Genomic DNA, 23990 nt, shown 5'->3' on the forward strand with positions numbered 1-23990 from the left:
GCACCGGGCCGGTCGCACACCGCCTGGAACTATGGTAAAATTAGAACAAATATTCGTCCGGAAGGGGACCGTCACCAATGATCCGTTTCTTGCATGCAGCCGATCTGCATCTCGACAGCCCGTTCAAGGGAATCACCGATATGCCTGCAGCGCGCCTCGCCGAACTGCGGGAGAGCACATTTGCAGCCTACCAATCATTCATCACGTATGCCGTCCGCGAACAGCCCGATTTCATCCTCCTCGCAGGGGACATCTACGACGGGGAGGACCGGAGTCTCCGCGCCCAAATGCGTTTCATCAGCGGGCTTGAACAGCTCCGGGAGGCGGGCATCCCGGTCTTCCTGTTGTACGGCAACCATGACCATCTCGCAGGCAGCTGGGCCCGTTTCAAGGTGCCGGACAATGTCACCGTGTTCGGTCCTGACGTCGAGTCGCATGAATTCACAGTCAGAGGGCAGCGGGTGGCGGTCCACGGGTTCAGCTATCCGGAACGCCATGTCAGCGAAGCGATGATCGCACGATACCCGGAAGCGTCCGGCGGCACCCTGCATATCGGCATGCTCCACGGAAGCATCGCCGGGGACGATACGCATGCTGTCTATGCTCCCTTTACGATGAAGGAACTGCTGCAGAAGAAGTATGACTACTGGGCGCTCGGCCATATACATAAGCGGCAGCTGCTGCACGAGGGACCCCCCGTCGTCTATCCGGGCAATCTGCAGGGGCGGCACAGGAACGAAGCGGGTGTCAAAGGGTTCTATGATGTAGTGCTCGACGACGGGGACGCGCAGCTGACGTTCGTTCCGACGTCGGTGGTCCGGTTCGAAGAGATACAGGTCGACTGCAGCGATATCCGCCATGCGAATGACTGGCTCGCGAAATGCAGGGAGCAGGCGGAAGAGGCTGCAGGGCGGAGCGGTTCAGCGATCGTCCGTGTCGTCAACCGCAGGATCGGGGAAGAAGCACGGGAGCTCTTTGCAGGGGCGCCGGCCGAAGAATGGCTCGATATTTTGCGGGAAACCGCCGACAGCCGGATCTGGTTCTCCGGGCTGGCGTTCGAAGCGTCAGCCCTGACTGGTGCAGCCGGCAGCTCGCCGCTGATCCGATCGGTGATCGAACGGCTCGACGGCTGGACGGACGGCGACTGGAAAGAAGTGCTGCAGGACGTGTACCAGCATGCGCGGTCCGCTCCGTTCCTCGATACGCTCGATGACCGAACGAAGCAGCAGGTCAAGGAGTCGGCAGGCAGCCTGCTGACGGACGAACTGACATCGTGAAGGAGGGGTGCAAATGAAGATCGAACAGCTCACAATTTACGGCTTCGGCCGCCACCAGGATGTAACGATCCGAATCGGAGAGCGCATCACCGTCTTCTGCGGGAAGAATGAGGCGGGCAAGACGACGATCTATCAGTTCATCCTCCATATCCTTTTCGGCTTCCCGCCGAAGAACAGCGCCCTGCTGCGCTATGAACCGAAAAACGGTGCCCCTTATGGCGGCAGGCTGTCCCTAATCGACGACCGTCTCGGCCTCATCGAAGTGGAGCGCATCCGCGGCAAGTCCGCAGGCGACGTCACAATCCGTTTCGAAGACGGTACGACCGCAGGTGAGGAAAAGCTGGCGGAACTGCTCCGGCAGTATGACCGGACAGCCTTCGAATCGATCTTTTCGTTCTCCCTGTTCCAGCTGCAAGGACTCGACCAAATGGACGCCGACGAATTGAGCCGTACGCTGCTGTCATCCGGAACGACGGGGATCGACCTGTTGATGCAACTGGAAAAACGACTGGAGAAGGAAAAGGCCGACCTGTTCAAGAAATCAGGAAAGAACCCGCACATGAACGTGCTGCTGAAGGAATTGCGAGAACTCGAAGCCGTGCTGAAAGAACAGCGGGCGCGAGTGGACGAATACGAGCCATCGATGATCCGGCTGCGGGAAACCGAACAGGCGATCACTGAAAAACGGCAGGAGCTTGAACGCTTGAGAGCAGAAGACGAACAGCTGCAGAACGGTAAAATCCGCCTGCCGATCGAAGCGAACCGCGAGCGTCTCCTGGAAGAAATCGAGAGGCTTGGCGATACGGACTTCCCGCCGAACGGCATCCGTGAACAGGAAATGCTGGAAGGGAAGCGCCATGAGACGGAAGCTGTCCTGTCCCGCTCCCGCCACCAGCTTGACGACCTGGACGATCAGCTGGCGAGGGAGGCCGATTCTGGCCGGCTCGGCCGGCTGGAGGAACTTCTTGCGAAAGAGCCGGACTGGCATGCTCTCCTGCAGGAAAAGATCCGTCTTTCATCCGCTATTGAACAGGCTTCAACGGAACGACAGCGCCTGCTAGACCGGCTCGGCGCGAACGATCCGGATGCGGAAGAGGCGCTCCTGCAGGCAGACAGTTCACTGGCATCCGAACAATACGTGCAGGAACTGGCATCCCGTGTCCAGCAGACCACCCGGGACATGCAGTCGTGTAAGGCGGACTGCCAGCGGGCGGCGGAACTTACCGCGCGTGCGGAAGAACAGCTCTCCCGCCACGGTGCTGCCGCCCCTTCGGATGAGGACCTGGCACAGGCGCAGCAGTGGCCGTCCATACGGCAGCGCCTCGCTGAAGCGAAAGCCTATATGGCGTTCGCCGGCACATCACAAGCTAATACCGCGTCATCAGGGAACTGGCTCCTGCTGGCAGTTGCCGTGGCGGCCGCCGTATATGGCCTGGCCGCCCGGCAGTGGTCTGTGGTTGCGATCGGTGTTGTCATTGCAGCGATCGGAGCAGCTGCGCTGTTCAGGAAACAGCCGGAGCAACCGCAGCAGGACTGCAGGAAAGACGACATGGCAGCACTGCTGAAAGCATATGAAGGAAGAGAAGAAGATTACGAGCGGCTTTGCAGACAAGTTGGGGACTATACGCGGAAAGAGGAACAGCTGACCCTTGCCGCAGAGCAGCATTCCCGCAATCATCAGGCGCTCACCGCAGAACTGGCACGCCGGCAGGAGGAAAGCCGGTCCGCATCCTCCCGTCTTGAAGAAGCGCTCAGGAACCTCGGACTTCCAGGAACCGCCGCTCCCGGTGCCGTTCCAGAATTGTTCCGGATGATGAACGAACTGCAGGGGAACCGCCGCCGGCAGGAGGAACTGACCGGACGGCTCGGCGAAGTGCGCGCATCCCTGCAGGCGCAGCGTCAGGCAGCGGAATCATTCCTCGGACGTGAACTCCCGGAAACGGACCTGTATACTAGTATCAGGCAGGAAACGCAGACGCTGCGCGAACGGCATGCCGCTCTGGAAGCGGAACAGCAGCAGCGGAACCGGCTGAAGCGCCTGATCGGTGAAAAACAACTGGAACTGCAAGCCTATGAGCAGCAGGAACAGCACTTGTTCCGGCAGGCGTCTGCGGCGGACAAAGCTTCGTTCTACGGAGCCTATGACCGCCATCAGCATACCGAGACGCTCCGGCTGCAGGTGAAAAGTATGGAGGACCAATTGCGTCTGCTCCCGTCGGCCGAGGACATCGGTCTGTCGGAAGACAGATTGGCACGGCGCGCAGCAGAACTGGAAGAACGCCGTACGTCCGCGGAAACAGAACTCTCTCAGCTGACGGACGAACGCGCCGCCCTCCTCCACAAGACGAACGCCTTGCTGGAAGAGGAGGCGCACCTGCTGACATCTCAGCTGTTCGAAAGCAAAAAAGCCGAGTTCAACGAGCTTGCTCTGAAATGGGCAGGCCGGCAGACAGCGGCGGAAGCGATCCGCCAGACGATGGCCGACCTGAAAGAGAAAAAACTGCCGTCCGTCCTGGAACGCGCCAACCGGATGTTCCGCAGCGTGACGGACGGCGCCTACGAGTCGCTGATCATTGACGAACAGGGCCGCTTCCGCGCGAAACGCAAGGACGGTCAGGCATTCTCGATCGCCGAACTGAGTCAGGCGACGAAAGAGCAGGCCTACTTGGTGCTCCGGCTCTCGCTCGCCGGGGAATTGAAGAACGAAGCGCCGTTCCCGATCCTCATGGATGACCCATTCGTCCATTTCGACGGAGAACGGCTGGCACGCATGACCGCCGCATTATCCGGCCTGTCATCAGACCACCAGCTGATCGTGTTCACCTGTCACGAAGAGCTGCTCACCCAGTGGACGAACGCAGAAATCATTAACGTGTCCGACATCAGAAACAGCCAGGAGGCAGTGAAAGCATGAAAAAATTATTGGATCATAAGGTAGGCGAACCCGTCGACCTCTTCTTGTTCATCAAACAATCGACGAAAGGCATCACACAGCAGGGAAGCCCCTTCATGTCGCTCGTCCTGCAGGATAAGAGCGGCGACCTCGAAGCGAAATTGTGGGATACCGGTGAAGAACAGGCGCGTCTTTACGCGGCGGGCGGCATCGTCCGTATCGGCGGGGAAGTCCACGAATACCGCGGCAAGAACCAGCTGCGGGTCAAGAGCATCCGGCCGGCGCGCGAGGAAGAAGGCGTGACACTTTCCGATCTCGTCCCGTCCGCTGACAAAAGCAAGGAAGCGCTCATGGAAGAATTGCTGCAATTCTTCTTCGAAATGGAGAACCCGCAAATCCAGCGCATCACCCGCCACCTCATCAAGAAGCATCAGGAGGCGTTCATGACCTACCCTGCTGCGACACGCAATCACCACGACTACGTATCCGGCCTGCTTGACCACGTCGTGTCGATGCTGAAACTGGCGAAGGCGGTCGCGGACCTGTACCCGACCCTAAATAAGGATCTGCTGTATTCAGGTGTCATCCTGCATGATATCGGCAAAGTCGTCGAGCTCTCCGGCGCCGTCGCTCCGCATTACACTGTCGAAGGAAACCTCCTCGGCCACATCAGCATCATGGTGACCGAAATCTCGAAGACGGCTGATGAGCTTGACGTCAGCGGCGAAGAAGTCATGCTGCTGCAGCATATGGTGCTCGCTCACCACGGTAAAGAAGAATGGGGCAGCCCGAAACGCCCGATGCTCCCCGAAGCCGAGATGCTGCACTACATCGACAACATCGACGCGAAGATGAACATGCTGAACCGGGCGATGAGCAAAACCGAACCCGGCACCTTCTCCGAACGCATCTTCCCGCTCGAAAACCGTTCGTTCTATAAACCATCATTTGAAGAATGAAAAAAAGGAGCGTTCCCCTCGCGGGGAACGCTCCTTTTAACATGTGTTATGGAGATATCACTCGTTAATTATGGGGCATGCTCATAAAACATGGGGAACGCTCATAAATCGTGGGTAACGCTCATAAAAAAGGAAAACCGCTCATAAATCCCAGGAACCGCTCATAAAACAGGAAAAACGCTCATAAATCTCAGAAACCGCTCATAAAAAAGGAAAACCGCTCATAAATCTCGGGAACCGCTCATAAAACAGGAAAACCGCTCATAAATCTCGGGAACCGCTCATAAAACAGGAAAAACGCCGGCCCCCAAAAAGGGGCCGGCGCACAACTCAACTTACTTTTCTCCGTCTGTCTCTGTTTCCGTATCGGCAGGGGCTTTCTCGCCGTCAGCCGGTGCTGCCTGGCTCTGGTTGAACAGATCCAAAGCAGACTTCAGTTCTTTGTCTTTAACTTTCACGTCTGCATCTTTGACGAGTTTGGATACTTTGTCGACGAGTGAGCTTGTGTCGGCTTTTTCCATCTTCAGCTCATCAGCAGCTTTTTTGCGTTCTTCTTTCGAAGGTTTTTTGTCATCGCCGGTCTTTTTGTCTTCCAGTTTGATGATGTGGAAACCGTGCTCCGACTGGACTGGTCCGCTGACTTCGCCTTTTTTGAGAGCGGCAGCGCCTTTCCAGAATTCTTCGACCATGTCACCTTTTTTGAACCAGCCGAGTTCTCCCCCGGTTTCCTGTGCAGCTTCTTCCGTCGAGTACTCTTTCGCCAGTTTTGCGAAGTCCTCGCCAGCGTCCACTTTCTTCTTCACTTCATTCGCTTTTTCTTCTGTATCGAGCAGGATGTGGCTTGCTTTCAGTTCGGTATTCTTTTCTTCCAGATACTTATCCACATCTTCATCGCTCACTTTGATGCCGTCCGTCAAGGCAGCTTCCTGCAGTTTGTTGAGCTTGATGGACTTTTTGAAGCCGGCATCGGTCTGACCGTTGGATGCCAGGTACTGATCGTAGTTATCGCCAAGCTGTTTCTTCACATCGTCGTATTCAGCCTGCACCTCTTTGTCGGAGACATCATATTTTGATTCGAGGACCTTTTCAATCACCATCATCTGGATCGCTTGTTCCCCGACAGAGTCTTTCATTTCCTTGTAGAAATCACTTTTCGTAATATCTCCGTCTTTTGAAGTCACGATGGCTTCATCGTCGGAGCCGCTGCCGGAACAGGCGGAAAGTGCAAGTACGGATGCTGCCAGCGTAAAGGATAGAACTGTTTTTTTCATAAATTGATACTCCTCTGTAAATGTAATTGAACAAGTGACACTATACCATACAAACGATTTGAGTACAAAAAAGTTCCCCCGCTTGAGCCCAGACGTTGAAAAGGGAATCGCATAGACTGTTAGAGAAGAGAGGGGGTGCTTCAATGGGTGGATATGCTGGAGGTACTGGAGCAGGATCTGGATTCGCTTTGTTGGTCGTCCTGTTCATCTTGCTGATCATTGTAGGCGCAGCTTACTTGTACTGATGACATGAAAAAAGCCCATCCCGCACAGGGGATGGGCTTTTCCTACGGTTACACCTTCATGAAGACTTCCACATACAGTGACAGCATCAGGATGGTGATGAGGATATTGACCGTCGCATATATTTTATTTTGTTTTTCTTCAGGGATTTCACGGGATTCACAAAGAGCAAATGTCATTTTGTTGATTTGGAATAAGTAAAATAGCGAAAAGAGAACGGTTATTATCAAAATCACGTACATACCCCCTTTGGACATCTCCCCTTATCATAGCAGACTGCTGCGCTGTTTGGGAACTAATTATTCTCCCCGGAGGCAAGTTTCAATTCAGGGGAGGTCGGAGTGAGGCGCCCGTCCTGTTCGTTGAAGGACTGTCCGAGGCTGTCGAACCCTTTCTCGAAAATCTCCATGAAGTCCTCGCCGTAAATGTTGCGGATGACAGACATGACCTCAAGGAATTCCGGAAATTTGCCGTACAGATTTTTGATGGGCTGTGAACCTTCCAGAATCGAGTGAGAAGAATCGAAATAGTTCTTAGTCATTTCATCCAGCAGCTGTTTCCCGTCTTCCGTCACGAGGACGTATGTATTCCGCCGGTCTTCCTCCCGCTTGAAAAACTCCAAGTAGCTGCGCTGTTCCAATTTCTTGGAAAAGTTGAAGGCGGTGGAGACATGCATGACACCGAACTTGGCGATATCGGAAATCGTCGCTCCCTGTAAATGATAGGCGATCCAGAGTATATGGTGTTCGTTAATATTCAAGTCATAAGGTTTTAACCACTGCTGCCAATCTTTTTCGACGGCTTTCCATAACGCTTTCGACATCTGTGCAAGACGCTGACTGTAAATCATCGCTTCTTTCAGGGAGTATTCTTGTTCGGACATGCAAGCACCTGCTTCCTGTTTTTCTATAGATAGTTTCATTATAGCAGGAAAGCAACAAATAAAAAAGTTAGAATTTAAAAATAATTCAATTCGTTCGTCTGCAGAGAAAAACACCCTCACTCGGAGGGTGTTCACGTGTCAGGAATGGTGCTGCGCGGCGACCGACCGCTCGAGTTCGGCGATGGCGTCCTGGATTTCCTGGATTTCGCTTTCGAGACGGTTCCGCGATCCTTCGTCAGCCGTTCTCCAGCCTCCGATTGAATCTTTGACGCCGTCGATGGCAGGCTGGACCGTTTCGCTGGTGAAGTCTGCAACGGAGCCCTTCAGATCATCGACTTTGCCTTTCACGTCTTTCAGTTTCGCACGCAAATCTGCCGAAGCGGTTTTCACGGATGACCGCATATCGCTTCCTGTCTGCGGAGTCGAGTAAAGGACAGTCACTGCGGCGGCGACTGCACCTACGCTGAGTCCTGCTAAGAATGTTGAAGTTTTCATAATTGCCCACTCCTTCCTTTTGGTGTTATTTCCTTGACTGGCGCGCTTAAAACCCCGATGTCCGGGGTCAGGCGAGCTGCTGCCGGATATCCGCGGCGAGCTGCTGGATGCGCTCGCTCGGGAACTCATCCGTCTTTTGGTCCCATGTCGGCCGGTAGCCGTCGGTTTCGTCGTAGCGGGGGACGAAATGCAGGTGGAAGTGGAACACGGCCTGGCCTGCTGCCGCCCCGTTATTCTGCACAAGGTTCATGCCCGCCGGTTCGAACGTCTCTTTCAGCGCATTGGCAATCTTCGGCGCTGCTGCGAAAAGATGGGACGCTTCATCTGCTGTCATCTCATAGATGTTTTCCCGGTGTGTTTTCGGGATCAGCAGGACGTGGCCTTTCGTGACAGGCATAATGTCCATGAACGCGACAGAATGCTCATCTTCGTAAATGATTTCTCCCGGAAGCTCTCCGGCAGCGATCTTGCAGAAAATACAAGAGGACATTTGAACACTTCCTTTCATGAATGTCCTCAGTGTAGCATATTTTCAGATAATCGGCATGAGCTGGACAAGGCATTGTTGTCCGCGATTTGGTAAACTGGATACAAGAATGGAGGAAGACGCATGGCAATACTTGACCTACAGGACGTGACAGGCGGCTATACCCGGAAACCTGTCCTCCGCGATGTATCATTCGATATCCGGGAAGGGGAGCTGATCGGCCTTATCGGCCTAAACGGCGCCGGTAAAAGTACGACCATCAAACACGTGATCGGGCTGATGAACCCTCAGGGCGGCACGATCCGCATCAACGGCGTCACATTCAGCGAAGACCCGGAACTATACAGGAAGTCGTTCAGTTACATACCGGAGACACCGGTGCTGTATGAGGAATTGACGCTTCGCGAGCATCTGGAGCTGACGGCGATGGCGTACGGCATTCCGCAGGACATATTCGAAGCCCGTTCACTTGAGCTTCTGAAGGAATTCCGCATGGAGAAACGGCTGAAATGGTATCCGTCCCATTTCTCGAAGGGTATGCGGCAGAAAGTGATGATCATGTGCGCGTTCCTCGCCGAACCGTCCCTCTATATCATCGACGAACCGTTCGTCGGGCTGGACCCGCTCGGCATCCGCTCACTCCTCGATCAGCTGACGGAACGGACGGCAGACGGAGCGGCGGTGCTCATGTCCACCCACGTACTCGCGACTGCAGAAAAGCATTGCGACCGGATTATTCTGCTGCACGAAGGCCAGGTTCGCGCAGCGGGGACGATGTCGGACTTACGGAAAGCATTCGGCCGGCCGGATGCCTCGCTGGATGATCTTTACATTGCGATGACAGAGGAAGCGGCACATGAACGGCTTACGTGACCTGTGGGGGAGCCGATTCGGCAAATACGTTGCGGAGCTGCAGCGGTATTTGCAGTATGTCTTCACGGGACACCTGGCGATTGTCCTGCTGTTTTCGATCGGTGCCGCAGGCTATGCATACAGTGAATGGCTGAAAGACGTGCCGGAAGGGCTGCCGGCGGCCTGGATTGCGGCCGTGCTCATAGCAGGTGCGATGGCAGTCGCAACCCCTGTGACCTTACTTAAACCGGCGGATTCCGTCTACCTGCTCCCGCTTGAGAAGGAGCTGCCCGTCTATACAGGCAGGGCGCTGACGTGGACGTTCTTTTCCAAACTGCCGCTGCCGGTCCTGCTGTTCATCGTCGCGCTGCCAATGCTCAGTGCGTACGGATTCGGCAGCAGACCGCTGTACGGCGTCCTTCTTGCTGTCATCATCGCAGCAGAATGGCTCAATGTCCGGACGGAATTCGCGTTCCGGAAAGCGGAGGAAGGCCACGGGGTCTGGATGGACAGGACCATCCGTTTTGCAGCTGGGGTGCTCGTCCTCTGGGGGATCCTGGCCGGTTCCTGGCTCATCACGGCTGTCGCGGCTGCCGCCTTTGCTGCCTATTATCTCTTTTGGACGAAGAGGGCCGGTGAAAAGCCGTTTTCGTACATCCATTTCATCGAGCTCGAACAGAACCGGATGATGGGCTTCTACCGGTTCGCGAACTATTTCACGGAAGTCCCTCATCTGAAAGGTACTGTCAGTAAGCGTTCCTGGCTCGGCCTGTTCATGCCCGACGCCAATGTAGAACGGACCGATGCACAGCGCTTCCTGCTGCGCCGGACGTTCATCCGGACCGATGAGTCGTTCTGGCTGTGGCTTCGCCTGACGCTGCTCGCTGCAGGGGGCGTGCTGTTCATCCCATTCCCGGTCGTTGCGTTCATCTTTGTCGGGGCGCTGGCGTTCGCGTCGGCGATCCAGACGCTGCAGACACTCCGCGGCGGTGACGAATTCCGGATGGATATGCTGTTCCCGCACGCCGAGGAAACGCGCGGCCGAGAGATTTTCCGCCTGACGGAACGTGTCCAGTGGATCCAGGCTGCCGCAGTCACGGCTGCAGCGTTCATCCCGCATGGATGGTCGCTAACCCCGCTGCTGATGGGTGCAGTGGCACTGATCGTTTCGGAAGCGACAATCCGGCTTACCGGCAATGAGGAAAAGGAGTAGGAATATTCGAAAAAATGCTTGCAATACTTCGTGTGTGTTCGGTACAATGGTAAAAAGAGTTCCGAGGTGAAGAAGGATGGAGAATAAGTATTCATATGCCGAGTTCCTCAAAGCCGTAGGGAAAAACAGCTCCTCCATGCACGCGGAAAAATTGCTGAATGACATCTACATCGACTTGTTCCTGAGCCATATCCACCGGGAACAGACCCGCACGCGCCTGCTTGAAGAGATAGACACGGCGCTCGACAGGCACGACAAACCGGCATTTCTTACACTCACCGGTTCACTGCTGTCGCTGGACGCAACTTAATACACTCCGAACTGCACGCATTCGCCGCGTGCAGTTTTTTTGTGAAAAAACGTACGTTCGCTTTTTGCTTTGGAGAAGAGAGGGAATGTGATAAACTAAAAGGAAGAGGAATACTAGGGAGTGACGTTAAGTGAAAGAGACATTCAGCCTTCAGGCGCCCTATACGCCGCAGGGGGACCAGCCTTCCGCCATCAAGCAATTGGTCGAAGGAGTGGAAAAAGGCGTTAAGCATCAGACGCTGCTGGGGGCAACCGGAACAGGCAAGACGTTCACGGTCTCCAACGTCGTGAAAGAGATCAACCGCCCGACATTGGTCATCGCCCATAATAAGACGCTCGCAGGGCAGCTGTACAGTGAGTTCAAGGAGTTCTTCCCAGATAATGCGGTGGAATACTTCGTCAGCTTCTACGACTACTACCAGCCGGAAGCTTACGTGCCGCAGACGGATACTTATATAGAAAAAGACTCGGCCATCAACGATGAGATCGATAAACTCCGGCACTCCGCCACGGCGGCTTTGTTCGAGCGGAACGACGTCCTGATAGTCGCTTCGGTCTCGTGCATCTACGGTCTCGGTTCGCCGGAAGAATACGGTTCGCATATGATCTCACTCCGTCCTGGTATGGAAATCGACCGGAATCAGCTGCTCCGCAGGTTCGTCGACAACCTGTACGAACGGAACGACGTCGCTTTCACCCGCGGTACATTCCGCGTGCGCGGCGATGTCGTCGAGATCTTCCCGGCATCACAGGACGAACGGTGCATCCGCATCGAGTTCTTCGGCGATGAAATCGACCGGCTGCGGGAGATCGATGCGCTGACCGGTGAAGTGGTCGGCGAACGGGATCACGTCGCCATCTTCCCGAATTCCCACTTTGTCACCGGTGAAGCGAAGATGGAGAAAGCGATCGTACGCATTGAACAGGAGCTGGAGGAACAGCTCAAAATCATGCGGGGGAACGACAAACTGCTCGAAGCACAGCGGCTTGAGCAGCGGACACGCTATGATCTCGAAATGATGCGGGAAATGGGCTTCTGTTCGGGTATCGAGAACTATTCGCGTCATCTGTCGCTGCGTGCAGCAGGTGAGACGCCGTACACGCTGATCGACTACTTCCCGGATGATTTCCTGATCGTAGCCGACGAAAGCCACGTAACGCTGCCGCAGATTCGCGGCATGTACAACGGCGACCAGGCGCGGAAGAAAGTGCTGGTCGAACACGGTTTCCGGCTGCCGTCCGCACTCGACAACCGTCCGCTCATGTTCGAGGAGTTCGAAAAGCATATCCACCAGGCGATCTACGTTTCCGCGACGCCCGGTCCGTACGAAATCGAGCATACACCGGAAATGGTGGAGCAGATCATCCGGCCGACGGGGCTCCTCGACCCGATCATCGAAGTACGGCCGATCGAAGGGCAGATCGACGACCTCCTCGATCAGATCCACGAACGGGCGGCACGCAACGAACGTGTCCTCGTCACGACACTGACAAAAAAGATGTCGGAAGACTTGACGGATTATCTGAAAGAAGCAGGCGTGAAAGTCAACTACCTCCACTCGGAGATCAAAACACTCGAACGGATCGAAATCATCCGGGAACTCCGGCTCGGTACGTATGACGTCCTCATCGGCATCAACCTGCTGAGGGAAGGTCTCGACATTCCGGAAGTGTCCCTTGTCGCGATTCTGGATGCGGACAAAGAAGGGTTCCTGCGATCCGAACGGGCGCTCATCCAGACGATCGGGCGGGCGGCACGGAACTCGGAAGGCCGCGTCATCATGTATGCTGACCGCTATACGGATTCCATGAAAAAAGCGATCGAGGAAACACAGCGCCGCCGGGAAATCCAGATGGCCTACAACGAAGAGCACGGCATCACGCCGAAGACCATCCAGAAAGGCATCCGCGACGTCATCAAAGCGACACAGGCGGCGGACGAAACCGTTTCCTACGTCGAGAAAGTGACGGAAGGAAAGGCGCTCAGCAAGGAAGAGAAGACCGCGCTGCTTGCATCGCTTGAAAAAGAGATGAAAGATGCAGCGAAAGCGCTCGACTTCGAACGGGCGGCAGAGCTGCGGGATACGATCCTTGAACTGAAAGCAGAAGGGTGAGGAATCATGAAAAACACTGAAATCTATATTCAGGGCGCACGCGCGCATAACTTGAAGAACATCGACGTCACAATCCCCCGAGACGAACTCGTCGTCATGACCGGCCTTTCGGGTTCAGGGAAATCCTCCCTCGCTTTCGATACGATCTACGCCGAAGGTCAGCGCCGCTACGTCGAGTCGCTGTCTGCCTATGCACGTCAGTTCCTCGGCCAGATGGACAAGCCGGACGTCGACCTGATCGAAGGGCTGTCACCTGCGATCTCCATCGACCAGAAGACGACGAGCCGAAATCCGCGCTCGACCGTCGGAACCGTTACCGAAATCTATGACTATCTACGTCTGCTCTACGCGCGTGTCGGGAAACCGATCTGTCCGATCCACGGCATCGAAATCACGTCGCAGACGGTCGAACAGATGACGGACCGCGTGCTTGAACTGGAAGAACGGACACGGATCCAAGTGCTCGCCCCGATCATCTCAGGGCGCAAAGGCACGCACGTCAAACTGCTCGAAGACTTGAAGAAACAAGGGTATGTTCGTGTCCGGATCGACGGGGAGACATATGACCTCGATGACAATATCGACCTGAACAAGAACAAGAAGCATACGATCGAAGTCGTCGTCGACCGGATCGTCATGAAGGAAGGAATCGCCGGACGGCTCAGCGACTCCCTGGAAGCGGCGCTCCGCCTGTCTGAAGGGACAGTGGTCGTCGATATCCTCGATGGGGAGGAACTGCTGTTCAGCGAACACCATGCCTGTCCAATCTGCGGATTCTCGATCGGAGAACTCGAACCGCGCATGTTCTCCTTCAACAGCCCGTTCGGTGCCTGTCCGGACTGTGACGGCCTCGGGGCGAAACTCGAAGTCGATCCTGAACTCGTCATCCCGGATCCGTCCCTTTCACTGAAGGACAACGCGATCGTCCCCTGGATCCCGACGAGCTCCCAGTACTATCCCGAGCTGCTGAAGACTGTCGCGAAGCATTACGGCATTTCAATGGACTGTCCTGTCAGCGAACTGGCGGAAGAGGACCTGGACAAGATCCTCCTCGGCTCGCGGGACGAAAAAATCCGCTTCCGCTATACGAACGAATTCGGCCAGACCCGTGATAACTCCATTTACTTCGAAGGCGTCCTCGCCAATGTCGAACGCCGTTTCCGGGAGACTTCTTCCGATTATGTACGCGAACAGATGGAAAAGTACATGGCGCAGCGGCCATGCCCGTCATGTGCCGGGTACCGTCTGAAGCCGGAATCCCTTGCTGTCAAAGTCGACGGGATCCATATCGGTGAAGTGACGGAAAAATCGATCGTGGAAGCGCTCGGATTCTTCAGCGCACTGAACTTGTCCGAAAAGGACGCCCAAATCGCTGAACTCATCCTGCGCGAAATCCGGGAGCGTCTCGGATTCCTCGAAAACGTCGGACTCGACTATTTGACGCTGTCCCGCTCGGCAGGCACATTATCCGGCGGGGAAGCACAGCGGATCCGCCTTGCGACCCAGATCGGTTCGCGGCTGACGGGCGTGCTCTATATTCTGGATGAACCGTCCATAGGCCTCCATCAGCGGGACAATGACCGGCTCATCAACACGCTGAAGAGCATGCGGGACATCGGCAATACGCTGATCGTCGTCGAACACGATGAGGACACGATGATGGAAGCGGATTACCTAATCGACATCGGGCCGGGTGCCGGGGTTGATGGCGGACGGATCGTGTCGGCGGGGACACCGCAGGAAGTGATGGACGATCCGAACTCGCTGACCGGCCAGTACTTGAGCGGCCGGAAGTTCATCCCGCTCCCGACAGAACGGCGGCAGTCGGACGGCCGGAAAGTGACGATCAAAGGCGCAGCGGCAAACAACTTGAAAAAAGTCGATGCCGAGTTCCCGCTCGGGGAATTCATCGCAGTCACGGGTGTTTCCGGTTCCGGAAAAAGTACGCTCATCAACGAAGTGCTGTACAAAATACTCGCTCAGAAACTGAACCGGGCGAAAGTGCGGCCCGGTGAGTATAAAAGCGTATCCGGCCTGGAAGAATTAGAAAAGGTCATCGAAATCGATCAGTCGCCGATCGGTCGGACACCGCGGTCGAACCCGGCGACCTATACAGGTGTCTTCGATGATGTGCGTGACGTGTTCGCCATGACGAACGAAGCGAAAGTCCGCGGCTATAAGAAAGGCCGGTTCAGCTTCAACGTCAAAGGGGGACGCTGCGAGGCTTGCCGCGGGGACGGCATCCTGAAGATCGAGATGCACTTCCTGCCGGATGTCTATGTGCCGTGTGATGTGTGCCACGGCAAACGGTACAACCGGGAGACGCTTGAAGTGACCTACAAAGGGAAGAATATTGCGGATGTGCTGGAAATGACCGTTGAAACGGCTGCCGAATTCTTCGAGAACATCCCGAAGATCCAGCGTAAACTCCAGACGATCGTCGACGTCGGGCTCGGCTATGTGCAGCTCGGCCAGCCGGCCACCACTTTGTCCGGCGGGGAAGCACAGCGCGTCAAGCTTGCATCGGAACTGCACAAGCGGTCGAACGGCAAGTCCTTCTATATCCTGGATGAACCGACGACGGGTCTCCATGTCCACGATATCGCCAAGCTGCTGAAAGTGCTGGAACGGCTCGTCGATACCGGGAATACGGTCCTCGTCATCGAACACAATCTCGACGTCATCAAGACCGTGGATCACATTATCGACCTTGGACCCGAAGGCGGAGACAAAGGCGGTCAGATCATCGCGACCGGGACGCCGGAACAAGTGGCTCAAAACAAGAAGTCCTATACGGGCAAGTATTTGAAGCCGATTCTGGCACGGGACCGGGCGCGGATGGCAGAGCGATTGGAACAAGCGGAAAATCCAGTGACGTGAAACTTTTACCCCTGCCGCTTCGTATAGATAGACAGAATTCACGCAACATCATTCCACAAGGAGGCGGAAAAAATGCAAAACGAACGCAAACGCATTTTGAATATGCTCGAAAATGGAACGATTTCAACGGACGAAGCACTGACATTGCTCGAAGCCCTCTCGCAGCAGGACACGCATAAGCAGCAGGACACCCAGCCGGCTGCAGCCGGACAATCCGGACACCAATCCGGGCACCAATCGGAAAGCCAGTCGGAGAGCGCATCGGCCATCCCATTCGGCGGAAACTCGGAACAGACGGAATCCGGAAGCGGCGAGTCCGGGCAGGAAGGGACGGAAAGTAAGAAGTCGTCATCCAAGCGCAATTGGTCAGGTGCATCCGCAGACGAATTCATGGAAGACTTGCGGAAAGACCTGACGCAGGCAGGAGAACAGTTCATGCAGTTCATGCAGACGGCTGTCCAGAAAGTGAAGCAGTTTGATATGGAAAATCCGTTCGGCAATGCAGTGACGTTCGAGCATTCGGATAAGATCGACGGCAAGAACATCGAGGAACTCATCTTGGATATCGACAACGGCAAATGCTCGATCATCCCAGGTGAGGGCGACGAAATCACCGCCGCCTTCTCTGTCAAGACTTTCACGAACCAATCGGAAGAGGACGCCAAACGGGAATTCCTCGAAAGACTCGTCTTCACTTCAGATGCCCAGTCGCTGCACATTTCAAGCAATTCGAAAACCGTGCAGGTGAATGCTGTCCTGACGGTTCCGAAGAAGACGTATACGAAAATTTCTGCACGCCTGCTGAACGGCGGATTTGACATGCGCAACATGGAAGCGGATACCGTCCGAGTGAAAACAGCGAACGGCAAAGTGAACATGAGCTATGTGAAGTCGCGTGACGCGAACCTCGAGACACTGAACGGCGAGATCCGTCTGCTGAGCGTCGAGGCGAACCAGCTCGATGCGCAGACCGTCAACGGACTGATCTACATCGACGGAAAAGTGAAGGAGACGATGGCGCGTACGTTGAACGGCTCCATCTCCGTGACTACATCACACGAGAAAGCCGATAAGATCGATGTGAAGAGTGTCGGCGGCAACATTGAGCTGTATGTCCCGAACGATCATTCACTCGTCGGTGATGTGAAATCCGCAATCGGCAGCATCAGTGTCAAGCTGCCGGATGTCGAGAAGACGTCCAATCAGGAACAGCTTCTCCACCGGTCGATGATGTTCAAGAAAGACGTGGAGGACTCACCGACTGTCCTGCATTCGTTCGCTGAGTCGAAGACCGGTTCGATCCTCGTCTGCTACAGCAACGAATCCAAATGATCCTTATATGACCCGGGCTGTCTCCTTGCAAAGTCATTCAGTGACTTTGCAAGGGGGCAGCTTTTTTTTCGGGGAATACAGCAAGCTGCGAAAGATCTGATGAAATTGCATTCACTTCTTTGCATACAATGGTAGAATGATGCTTAGACAACAATTGTTTTTGGAGGTGGCTGTCAGATGGGCGGCGTAACAGTGAGAGAGATGCAGGAGCGGTTCGATTTGGACATACTGACAGACAACAGCGGCATCGACCGCGAAATTGACTTGAGTGATATTTCAAGACCCGGTCTGGAAATGGCCGGGTACTTCGATTTTTATCCGCGGACACGGATCCAGCTGCTGGGCAAAACGGAAATCTCGTTTTTTGAGAAGCTGCCTGAACAGGACCGGATCTCGCGGATGCGGATGCTGTGCACACCGGAGACGCCGGCAGTCGTGCTGGCACATGGTGTCCACATGCCGCCGGAACTGAAAGAAGCTGCCGGACAGGCAGGCGTGCCCGTCCTCGGTGCAGATATCCCGACGACCCGGCTATCCGGCATGCTGACCAATTATCTGGCCGGCCGCCTCGCTCCGATGGAGACCGTCCACGGAGTGCTGGTCGATATTTACGGTGTCGGTGTGATGATCATGGGAAAAAGCGGCGTCGGAAAAAGTGAGACAGCCCTGGAGCTCGTCAAACGGGGGCACCGACTCGTCGCGGACGATTCCGTCGAAATCCGGGAAGTCGCCAAAAATATCCTGATCGGCAATCCGCCGCCGCTCCTCCGGCATATGCTTGAGATCCGAGGGGTCGGCATCATCGACATTATGACGCTGTTCGGCGCAAGTGCGGTGAAAGACGACAAGCGGATCGTCCTCGTCATCGAGCTGGAACTGTGGGACCCGGACAAGATGTACGACCGGCTCGGCATCGACGAAGACAAACTGAGAATCATGGACTCCGAAGTGACGAAACTCGTCGTGCCGGTCCGTCCTGGCAGGAATCTGTCCGTCATCATCGAAGTCGCTGCGATGGACTATCGGCTGAAGCGGCTTGGGATCAACGCCGCGGAAGAGTTCACGAACAAATTGGATGCAGTGATCCGGCAGAAGTCCGCTGCTGCAGAGGGAAAGAAGGGTACCTATTAACATGAATACATTATTAGCGATCGATCCGGTCGCATTCTCGCTCGGCCCGATCGACGTGCGCTGGTACGGCATTCTCATCGCTAGCGGCATCGTCCTTGCGTTCCTGCTTGTGCAGAAAGAGATGGTGCGGCAGCATATGCACCCCGACCTGCTGACGGATATGCTCATCTGGGCAGTGCCGATCTCGATCATTTCCGCAAGGATCTACTATGTCATCTTCTCGTGGGAGTTCTACAAGGACCATCCTGCGGACATCATCAAGATCTGGGAAGGCGGCATTGCAATCCACGGCGCACTGATCGGAGCCATCATCACAGCCGTCATCTTCACGAAAAAACGGGGCGTGTCGTTCTGGAAAGTGGCGGACATCACCGCTCCCGGACTGCTGATCGGCCAGATCATCGGGCGCTGGGGCAACTTCATGAACCAGGAAGCGCACGGGGGGCCGGTTTCCCAATCGTTCCTCGATAACACGATCATCCCCGACTGGATCATGAACCAGATGACGATCGACGGGGTCACCTACCATCCGACGTTCCTGTATGAATCGATGTGGAACCTCGTCGGTCTGGCATTGATCCTCGTCCTCCGCCGGGTGAACTTGAAGCGAGGCGAAATCTTCTTCTTCTATGTAACATGGTATTCGATCGGCCGGTACTTCATCGAAGGGATGCGGACGGACAGTCTGTATGGCGGCGGTCTGCGGGCAGCCCAGGTCGTCTCGATCCTCGGCGTTCTGATCGGCGTCGGCCTCTTCATCTACCGCCGGTTCATCATGAAAACGGATGTGAGGTACAATGACAACTAATACGTGGAAAGATACGGTCAGGAACGGCCTGAAAGCAGGAGGGAAGACGACGTGGTCTCTCGGCAAGATCATCTTCCCGATCACGATACTGGTCGTGATTCTTCAGCACACGCCGATTCTGCCATGGATCGTCAAACTGATTTCGCCGCTCATGAGCCTGTTCGGACTGAGCGGGGAAGCGGCGATCCCGCTCGTCCTCGGCAATGCATTGAACTTATACGCCGGCATCGCCGGCATCCTGTCGCTCGACCTGACCGTGAAGGAAGTGTTCATCCTCGCGATCATGATGAGCTTTGCGCACAATCTGTTCATCGAAACAGGGGTTGCGCTGAAAGTCGGCGTGAAGCTGTGGATCGTCCTCGTCGTCCGGCTCGGGCTGGCGGCAGTATCCGGCATCGTCATCAACCTCGTCTGGAGGGGCGGCGGTGAACTTGCGAAATACGGCATTTCACCTGAAGTGACAACCGCTCCTGACGGGTGGCTGGAGATCTTCCTGCTCGGCCTGCAGAAGGCATCGTTCGGTGTCCTGCAGCTTGCGCTGATCGTTATCCCGCTCATGCTCGCAGTCCAGTTTCTGAAAGACAACCACTATTTGGAGAAATTCTCCGCGAAAGTCGCACCGGTGACAAGGCTGATCGGTGTCCAGCCGAACGCGTCGATGACATTGGCGGCTGGCCTGATCATCGGTCTGGCTTACGGGGCGGGCGTCATGATCCAGGCTGTCGAGGAAGACGGTGTCAGCAATCGGGATGCCACGCTGTCGTTCATCTTCCTTGTGGCGTGCCACGCGGTCATTGAAGATACCTTGCTGTTCGTACCGCTCGGTATTCCGGTCTGGCCGCTGCTCGTCATCCGGATCATCACAGCATTCGTCCTGACGATCGCTGTCGCGTTTTTCTGGCGGAACCGCATGCTGACGGAATTGGAGAAGGAAAGGGATGCTATTCATGGATAAACCGATTACAACAATACTTTTCGATTTCGACGGGACGCTTCTCGATACGAACGAGCTCATCCTCCAGTCGTTCGAACAGCTGCTGGAAGTCCATTATCCGGGCCGTTATACACGTACTGACATACTGCCGTTCATGGGGCCGACACTTGCGGAATCGTTCAACAGCATCGATCCTGCAAAGACGGAGCAGTTCATCGGCGAATACAGGGAATGGAATCTCGCCAACCATGACAGGCTTGCCGTTGAATTTGACGGGGTGACAGAAGTGCTCACCCGTCTGGCAGCTCATGGCGTCCGCATGGCGATCGTTTCGACAAAGCGCAATGACATGGTGCAGAAAGGGCTCGACCTGATCGGCATCGGGCATCTGTTCGAGACGGTTGTCGGGCTGGATGACGTCACGAACGCCAAACCGGATCCGGAACCGCTGCTGCTGGCGATGGAGCGGCTCGGTGCTGCAAAAGACGAAGTGCTCATGGTCGGGGATAACTTCCATGATATCGAAGGCGGCAAGAACGCAGGCGTCCGTACAGCGGGCGTCGCATGGTCGGCGAAAGGGCCTGAATTCCTGTGGAACTACGGACCTGATTATATGCTGACCCACATTTCAGACCTGTATGCCATCACGGGAGTGCCCGCCGAATGAGGAAAACCGAGCGGTATCCGGTGAAGTGGGAAGGGAACTCGCTGTGGAACCTGTACAGGACAGTCTCCTTCTTCAAGGTGGCGAAAAACTTCGCCGTCATCCAGGCCGCCCGCTACACCCCTTTTTTCACGATGAAAAACTGGCTGTACCGGGCGTTCCTGCGGATGGAGGTCGGTCCGCGCACCGCTTTCGCTCTCATGGTGTTCCCGGATGTCATGTTTCCGGAACGGATCCGTGTCGGCCGTGATACGATCATCGGCTTCAACACGACGATCCTGGCGCACGAATACTTGGTGGACGAGTACCGGGTCGGCGATGTCACGATCGGTGACCGGGTCATGATCGGCGCGAACACGACGATCCTGCCCGGGGTGACGATCGGCGATGGGGCAGTCGTCTCGGCTGCATCACTCGTCAATAAGGACATCCCGGCCGGCGCCATGGCCGGCGGCAACCCGGTCCGCATCATCTACACTGCAGAAGAGGCCACCCGGAGGAAAGCGGGCAGCCGTGAGGTTTAGCAAAGCGGGAAAGAAGATATGGTATACTGTAGAGACATATTGCAAGAAGGGGCGTCTGTTGCGTTCCTTCTTGTTTTTTCGGAGGAATCTGTTTGGATAAAAACTTGCAACATAAATCGACTAAAATAATCCCATTTGTCCCGGATGGTGCTTTCTACTTCGCCCGGGCGCTCACTGAGATCCAGAAAGAGCAGTTCCAGGGTGCGCTCAAATACTTGAAACGCGCTGCCGAACTGAGCCCGGACGACCATCGGATCCTTACCCAATACGGGGTGATGGTGATGGAAGAGGGACGCTTCGAGGAGGCGCTCGATCTGCTGATGCAGGCGTTCGAACTGGCGCCGGCGGATGAGGAAGTCATCTATTATCTGGCGGAAGTCCATGCCCACCTCGGAATGCTCCGGGAAGCGAAGCTGTTTGCGGAAAGTTACGCCGATCGCGCACCGGAAGGGGAACTTTACGAAGAGGCGAAGGAAATCATCGAATTCGCCGAACAGGAGACCGCGTTCCTGGCGGAGGAAGAACCGATGGATGAGGAAGTCCGCATGCTGCAGGAGAAAGCGCGGCGTCTCATGGAGTCAGGTGAGTTCGACAAGGCGGTCCGTGTCCTGGAGGATATCGTCGCCGATCATCCCGATTCGTGGTCGACGCTCAACAACTTGGCGCTCGCCTATTTCTACCGGGGCGACACGCAGGAGGCACGGGAGCTGCTGTATGAGATTCTCGAGAACGACCGCGGCAATGTCCACGCCCTCTGCAATTTGGCGGTCTTCTATTATTATGAAGGGGACCAGGTCAAACTGCAGCCGCTGATCGAGCTGCTGAAGAAGATCCGGCCGTACCAGTTCGAACATCGGTACAAGCTCGGGGCTACCTTCGCGCTCATCGGCTGTCATCAGGAAGCCTACCACTGGCTCCGCAGCATCCAGAAAAAGGGCTTTGAAGGGGATGAAGGCTTCTTCTTCTGGCTCGCCCATGCAGCTTTCTTCGCGGGACACCGCAAACAGGCGGAGGAAGCATTCGCACGTCTCGTCGAGCTCGATCCCTCGAAAGCCGGTCTGGAGCCTTGGCTTGAAGCGGACATGCCGGAGGCGGATGATGATTCCCAGTACACGCATGACAAACAGTTCTTGCTCGACAAGATCAGCAACCCATACAGCAGCGAGCGGATGTTCGGCTTTTTCCTGCTCGGCAAATCGATCCATAAGCAGGAGATCATCGCTCATCCCGCCTACATTGACGTGGAAAAGCTGACCGATGTAGAGAAGCTGGTGCTCGCGGGAAGCCTCGACTACCAGCTGGTGGAAGACTCACCGGCGGACAAAGCTTTCAACCGGGCGATGGAAGCGGCTGAACTGTTGTACACGCACAACAGACCGCTCGATCAGCAGGGGACGCACCTGTTCCAAATGTGGTTCACCCTGTTTGAAATCGGTCTGGAAAAAGAATACCCGTTCCGCAACCCGTCTGCCATCGCGGCAGCGGCGGATTACATGTTCTGTTCATCGCGCAACCGCAAAGTGACGAAAACGGGTATGGCGGCACAGTACGGTATCAGCACACAGACGCTGACCAAATATGTCGGCGAACTGTTTGAATTCCTGCCTCATTTCTCTTGAAAACCGGGACTACGCCAAAAAGATGTGACAGGCAGATTAGTTGAAGGAACGTGAAAAAACTTATACGATTTGGACAGAAGAAGGAATACTGGAGGAGGAACTTGAATGTCAGCTGAAACAATTTACGACGTAGTGATTATCGGAGCAGGACCTGCAGGCATGACGGCAGCGGTCTACACTGCACGTGCGAATATGACGACACTCATGCTTGAGCGCGGTGTGCCGGGCGGTCAGATGGCCAGCACGGAAGAAATCGAAAACTATCCAGGATTCGAGTCGATTCTCGGACCGGACCTGTCCACTAAAATGTTCGATCACGCGAAACGCTTCGGCGCGGAGTATGCGTATGGCGATGTCAGTAAAATCCAGGACGGCAAAGAATACAAGACGATCACTGCCGGCGGGAAAGAATATAAAGCGAAAAGCATCATCATCACTACCGGTGCGGAATACCGTAAGATGGGCATTCCGGGAGAGACTGAACTGACTGGACGCGGCGTCAGCTACTGTGCGGTCTGTGACGGAGCATTCTTCAAAAACAAAGAAATCATCGTCGTCGGCGGCGGGGACTCTGCAGTGGAAGAAGGGACATACTTGACCCGCTTCGCGAGCAAAGTGACGATCATCCACCGCCGGGATGCACTGCGCGCGCAGAAAATCCTGCAGGAGCGTGCATTTGCGAACGATAAGATCGACTTCATCTGGAACACGACCGTGAAAGAAGTGCACGGCAAAGACGGCAAGATCGATTCCGTGACACTGATCTCGACAGAAGACGGATCCGAACGCGAATTCAAAGCGGAAGGGATGTTCATCTACATCGGGCTCGATCCGATAACGGCACCTTTCAAAGACCTCGGAATCCTCGATCAGAACGGCTACATTAAGACGAACGAAGTGATGGAGACAGAAATCCCAGGCATCTTCGCAGCCGGCGATGTGCGCGAAAAACTGCTGCGCCAAGTCGTTACGGCAACGGGCGACGGCAGTATCGCAGCCCAGTCCTGCCAGAAATATGTGGAAGAACTGAACGAATCTCTCGAAGCGAAAGTGCAGGGATAATTTAACACAACCTTAACGCAACTGTAACGCAGCTGAAACA

Annotated in this window: 22 protein-coding genes; 17 read left to right on the forward strand and 5 right to left on the reverse strand. The window is 55.4% G+C overall.

Features of this window, described 5'->3' with window-relative positions; genetic code table 11:
- Positions 1 to 77: 77 nt before the first annotated feature.
- Genes NFU03_RS12105 through yhaM form a run of 3 tightly spaced genes read left to right on the forward strand, consistent with a single transcriptional unit; the run spans position 78 to position 5129 of the window.
- Complete coding sequence (locus tag NFU03_RS12105; protein WP_251639011.1) at positions 78 to 1277, forward strand: metallophosphoesterase family protein; 1200 nt, start codon at positions 78 to 80, stop codon at positions 1275 to 1277.
- A 13-nt stretch (positions 1278 to 1290) separates the two neighbouring features.
- A complete protein-coding gene (locus tag NFU03_RS12110; RefSeq protein ID WP_251639013.1) occupies positions 1291 to 4191 on the forward strand; it encodes an ATP-binding protein in 2901 nt (966 codons plus the stop codon).
- Entirely contained in the window at positions 4188 to 5129 is a 942-nt protein-coding gene (yhaM, locus tag NFU03_RS12115) for a 3'-5' exoribonuclease YhaM (protein ID WP_251639015.1), read from the forward strand. Before NFU03_RS12110 ends, yhaM begins: the two co-directional genes overlap by 4 nt.
- 335 nt (positions 5130 to 5464) lie before the next feature.
- Here the strand turns inward: yhaM and NFU03_RS12120 are convergent, their stop codons facing one another.
- Positions 5465 to 6400, reverse strand: a complete 936-nt coding sequence (locus NFU03_RS12120) for a peptidylprolyl isomerase (protein ID WP_251639016.1) — start codon at positions 6398 to 6400, stop codon at positions 5465 to 5467.
- Positions 6401 to 6543: 143 nt separating this feature from the next.
- Between NFU03_RS12120 and NFU03_RS12125 the strand changes: the two genes are divergently transcribed.
- Positions 6544 to 6645 carry a YjcZ family sporulation protein gene (locus tag NFU03_RS12125; RefSeq protein ID WP_116020236.1) on the forward strand — a complete coding sequence of 34 codons (102 nt, stop codon included), beginning with the start codon at positions 6544 to 6546 and terminating at the stop codon, positions 6643 to 6645.
- Positions 6646 to 6693: 48 nt separating this feature from the next.
- Here the strand turns inward: NFU03_RS12125 and NFU03_RS12130 are convergent, their stop codons facing one another.
- The 4 genes from NFU03_RS12130 to NFU03_RS12145 form a co-directional block, all read right to left on the reverse strand.
- Positions 6694 to 6885: a hypothetical protein gene (locus tag NFU03_RS12130; RefSeq protein ID WP_398290311.1), complete on the reverse strand. Its 192-nt coding sequence runs from the start codon at positions 6883 to 6885 to the stop codon at positions 6694 to 6696.
- Between the two features lie 53 nt (positions 6886 to 6938).
- Complete coding sequence (locus NFU03_RS12135) at positions 6939 to 7526, reverse strand: HTH-type transcriptional regulator Hpr (protein ID WP_251639026.1); 588 nt, start codon at positions 7524 to 7526, stop codon at positions 6939 to 6941.
- A gap of 138 nt (positions 7527 to 7664) precedes the next feature.
- Entirely contained in the window at positions 7665 to 8021 is a 357-nt protein-coding gene (locus NFU03_RS12140; RefSeq protein WP_251639028.1) for a YtxH domain-containing protein, read from the reverse strand.
- 67 nt (positions 8022 to 8088) lie between these two features.
- The gene (locus tag NFU03_RS12145; protein ID WP_251639030.1) at positions 8089 to 8511 is read right to left on the reverse strand and encodes an HIT family protein; all 423 of its coding nucleotides are present in this window, start codon (positions 8509 to 8511) and stop codon (positions 8089 to 8091) included.
- A gap of 120 nt (positions 8512 to 8631) precedes the next feature.
- On the opposite strand from NFU03_RS12145, the gene NFU03_RS12150 reads away from it, so the two are divergent.
- From NFU03_RS12150 to trxB, 13 genes are all read left to right on the forward strand, one after another.
- Positions 8632 to 9381 (forward strand): ABC transporter ATP-binding protein, encoded by a 750-nt coding sequence (locus tag NFU03_RS12150; protein WP_251639032.1) that lies wholly within the window; start codon positions 8632 to 8634, stop codon positions 9379 to 9381.
- Positions 9365 to 10573, forward strand: coding sequence for an ABC transporter permease (locus NFU03_RS12155; RefSeq protein ID WP_251639034.1), 1209 nt, complete (start codon positions 9365 to 9367; stop codon positions 10571 to 10573). Before NFU03_RS12150 ends, NFU03_RS12155 begins: the two co-directional genes overlap by 17 nt.
- A gap of 76 nt (positions 10574 to 10649) precedes the next feature.
- A complete protein-coding gene (locus NFU03_RS12160; protein ID WP_251639036.1) occupies positions 10650 to 10883 on the forward strand; it encodes an IDEAL domain-containing protein in 234 nt (77 codons plus the stop codon).
- A 130-nt stretch (positions 10884 to 11013) separates the two neighbouring features.
- The gene (uvrB, locus tag NFU03_RS12165; RefSeq protein ID WP_251639038.1) at positions 11014 to 12996 is read left to right on the forward strand and encodes an excinuclease ABC subunit UvrB; all 1983 of its coding nucleotides are present in this window, start codon (positions 11014 to 11016) and stop codon (positions 12994 to 12996) included.
- Between the two features lie 6 nt (positions 12997 to 13002).
- Positions 13003 to 15876 (forward strand): excinuclease ABC subunit UvrA, encoded by a 2874-nt coding sequence (uvrA, locus tag NFU03_RS12170; RefSeq protein ID WP_251639040.1) that lies wholly within the window; start codon positions 13003 to 13005, stop codon positions 15874 to 15876.
- A 72-nt stretch (positions 15877 to 15948) separates the two neighbouring features.
- The gene (locus tag NFU03_RS12175; protein ID WP_251639042.1) at positions 15949 to 17208 is read left to right on the forward strand and encodes a DUF4097 family beta strand repeat-containing protein; all 1260 of its coding nucleotides are present in this window, start codon (positions 15949 to 15951) and stop codon (positions 17206 to 17208) included.
- Positions 17209 to 17385: 177 nt separating this feature from the next.
- Positions 17386 to 18339 carry an HPr(Ser) kinase/phosphatase gene (hprK, locus tag NFU03_RS12180; RefSeq protein WP_251639044.1) on the forward strand — a complete coding sequence of 318 codons (954 nt, stop codon included), beginning with the start codon at positions 17386 to 17388 and terminating at the stop codon, positions 18337 to 18339.
- 1 nt (position 18340) lies between these two features.
- A complete protein-coding gene (gene lgt, locus NFU03_RS12185; protein WP_251639046.1) occupies positions 18341 to 19147 on the forward strand; it encodes a prolipoprotein diacylglyceryl transferase in 807 nt (268 codons plus the stop codon).
- A complete protein-coding gene (locus tag NFU03_RS12190) occupies positions 19137 to 20102 on the forward strand; it encodes a nucleoside recognition domain-containing protein (RefSeq protein WP_251639048.1) in 966 nt (321 codons plus the stop codon). Before lgt ends, NFU03_RS12190 begins: the two co-directional genes overlap by 11 nt.
- The gene (gene ppaX, locus NFU03_RS12195) at positions 20095 to 20748 is read left to right on the forward strand and encodes a pyrophosphatase PpaX (RefSeq protein WP_251639050.1); all 654 of its coding nucleotides are present in this window, start codon (positions 20095 to 20097) and stop codon (positions 20746 to 20748) included. The genes NFU03_RS12190 and ppaX overlap by 8 nt, the downstream gene beginning before the upstream one ends.
- Positions 20745 to 21269: an acyltransferase gene (locus NFU03_RS12200; protein WP_251639052.1), complete on the forward strand. Its 525-nt coding sequence runs from the start codon at positions 20745 to 20747 to the stop codon at positions 21267 to 21269. Before ppaX ends, NFU03_RS12200 begins: the two co-directional genes overlap by 4 nt.
- 92 nt (positions 21270 to 21361) lie before the next feature.
- A complete protein-coding gene (locus tag NFU03_RS12205) occupies positions 21362 to 22888 on the forward strand; it encodes a tetratricopeptide repeat protein (RefSeq protein WP_251639054.1) in 1527 nt (508 codons plus the stop codon).
- 105 nt (positions 22889 to 22993) lie between these two features.
- On the forward strand, positions 22994 to 23950 hold the full coding sequence (gene trxB, locus NFU03_RS12210; protein ID WP_251639056.1) for a thioredoxin-disulfide reductase: 957 nt from the start codon (positions 22994 to 22996) through the stop codon (positions 23948 to 23950).
- Positions 23951 to 23990: the final 40 nt, after the last annotated feature.

The sequence above is a fragment of the Sporosarcina sp. NCCP-2716 genome (assembly GCF_023707985.1).
Taxonomy (GTDB): Bacteria; Bacillota; Bacilli; order Bacillales_A; family Planococcaceae; genus Sporosarcina.